At 59.6% G+C, this 1,874-nt stretch carries 2 protein-coding genes and 2 pseudogenes; 1 reads left to right on the top strand and 3 read right to left on the bottom strand.

What is annotated here, in order from left to right; all coding sequences use genetic code 11:
- The 3 genes and pseudogenes from EQY_RS25050 to EQY_RS0119825 form a co-directional block, all read right to left on the bottom strand.
- Positions 1–132, bottom strand: a pseudogene (locus EQY_RS25050) (IS66 family transposase); the annotation flags it as partial.
- 19 nt (positions 133–151) lie between these two features.
- Positions 152–271, bottom strand: a pseudogene (locus EQY_RS25045) (transposase zinc-binding domain-containing protein); the annotation flags it as partial.
- On the bottom strand, positions 267–1,757 hold the full coding sequence (locus EQY_RS0119825; protein WP_237712278.1) for a hemagglutinin repeat-containing protein: 1,491 nt from the start codon (positions 1,755–1,757) through the stop codon (positions 267–269). The gene EQY_RS0119825 and the pseudogene EQY_RS25045, both read right to left, overlap by 5 nt.
- Between EQY_RS0119825 and EQY_RS26920 the strand changes: the two genes are divergently transcribed.
- The coding region (locus EQY_RS26920) for a hypothetical protein (RefSeq protein WP_237712279.1) at positions 1,641–1,874 on the top strand (234 nt) is incomplete at its 3' end. The two genes, EQY_RS0119825 and EQY_RS26920, sit on opposite strands and share 117 nt — an antisense overlap.

Raw genomic sequence — 1,874 nt, 5'->3', positions numbered from 1 at the left:
GCACACCGTACACCTGATGATTTTCATCGTTTTCCAGCTTATGGCGCTTTTCTCTGAACTCTGACCAAACAACATTCGGCGTAACCTGTCGAGTTGCGCTTTCAGTCGTTCAATTTCCTGCTCATACCCAGCGCCTTATACACCTGCGGCAAAGACGATTCAGTTGTGTCGCTATCCACAGGTCAGTCGCTTTTTTTCCGCAAGACGGGCAGGTACGGCTGCCGCATGAGTTGGTCAGGTACTTTACGTGATGACAGTTCGGGTTATCACATCCGAACATCGTGGCTAGACAAGTTCACCTGTTCGGCGAGGATCTGCGTATTATGTTGCTTCGTCTGATCTTGCTGATCCACGTTAACCTTCAGCCCGATATTCAGGGGCATGCTCTGGCTGACGGATAGACTCCCACTCGCCTCAAAGCCCCAGTTATTTTTCACCTGACTATCCTTGGCCGACTCCAGCATGATACCGCCCTGTTGGGCGCTCAAGGTCACCGCCTTACCCTTGACTTGGGTGCCTTGCAGGTGCAACGCATCGCGCGCCTCGCTACCGGCGCTCAGGGTGACACTCGCCCCGCTGATCTGTCCCCCTTGCGCGGTGCTCTGCTGTTCATGTTGCATCGTCACACCCGCCTTGGCGCCGAGGCTACCGTTCCAGCTCTCACTGTCGCCGCTGCTGCGACCGCCGCCACCACTCAGCTCGCCCGACCACACGCAGCCCTCCTGTTGACGCTGCGCGTTGGCCTGACGCAGATCTAAACGATCGGCCGCTCGTAGGGTAACCTCCCCCTGACTGTCGACCTGAGCGCCCTGTAGGGTCAGCATACCGCCGCTCTCTAGGGTGACGCCGCCTGCGGAACGGATCGAGGCGGCATGCGCCTGCGAGTTGCTCTGCTGGCCATTATTCTGCCCGCCGCCTAACGCCGCGCTGCCGCTATTCATGTCACCGCTGACGCGCGCATGTGCATCGAAGCCTTGGTGACGAGTGCTGTGGCTATCTGTGGCCTGAACGATATGCAGATCGCCTGCGCTGTGGATCTGCGTCTTGCCCTGACCGCCATCCAACGTCGTCCCCTGATAGTTCCCCGTCTGCCCCAGACGAATGTCGATGCCTGATTGCGCCTGGATCGACCCACTCTGTGCTTGGGAGCGTTGCTCCTCACGGCGACGATTCTCCCCCTGGCCACTGATCGTCACACCGATATCCTTACCCGTGGTGGTGTAGACACGCAGAGTGGCACCGCCCTGGGCCGCGCTACTCTGGCTGCTGCTGCTGTCGCTCGCCGCCTCGAAGCGGTGGTTATCCGCCTGCAGCGTCACGCCCCCCATATTGGCACGGTATTGCGTGCCGCGATCGTGGATCGTGTCGCGCGCCGTGACCTCGATGGTGCCAGCCTGGATGTGGGTCGTCTTAGCTCGACTCTCGCTACGGCTTTCCGTCTGCGTCCCCCCGTTGGCGCCGATATCCAGTCCCAGGTTCGGTTTGCCCACCTTACCCAACTCATCAATGGCACCATTAACATCAAGGCTAGCAGCCTTCTGTGCCGCCCTAGCTAGGGGACGGAGTACCGCACTGTAGTTAACGTTGACCCCAACCTCGGCATCGACCCGGGTACCTTGACTACGGCTACTGTCGCGATCATGAGCCTCCAACTGCGCGACTTTGGCCGCCTGCGCGCGGTAAGCGCCACCGACCTGATGGCTTGCGCCTTGCTGAGTCAGCGTATCCTGCGCGTTGATTATCAAGTTACCCTTAATCTCACTACTACTGCCCCGCGCACGCGTCTGGTTATGTTGACTATCGCTGGTGCTGTAGTCCCCCTCGAACCCACTGCCAACCTTATCTATCCCGGCGGTAAAATAGAGCCCCCCCCC

It is taken from the genome of Escherichia sp. TW14182 (assembly GCF_000208525.1).
Lineage (GTDB): Bacteria > Pseudomonadota > Gammaproteobacteria > Enterobacterales > Enterobacteriaceae > Escherichia > Escherichia ruysiae.
This window is presented reverse-complemented; position numbering and strand designations above follow the sequence as displayed.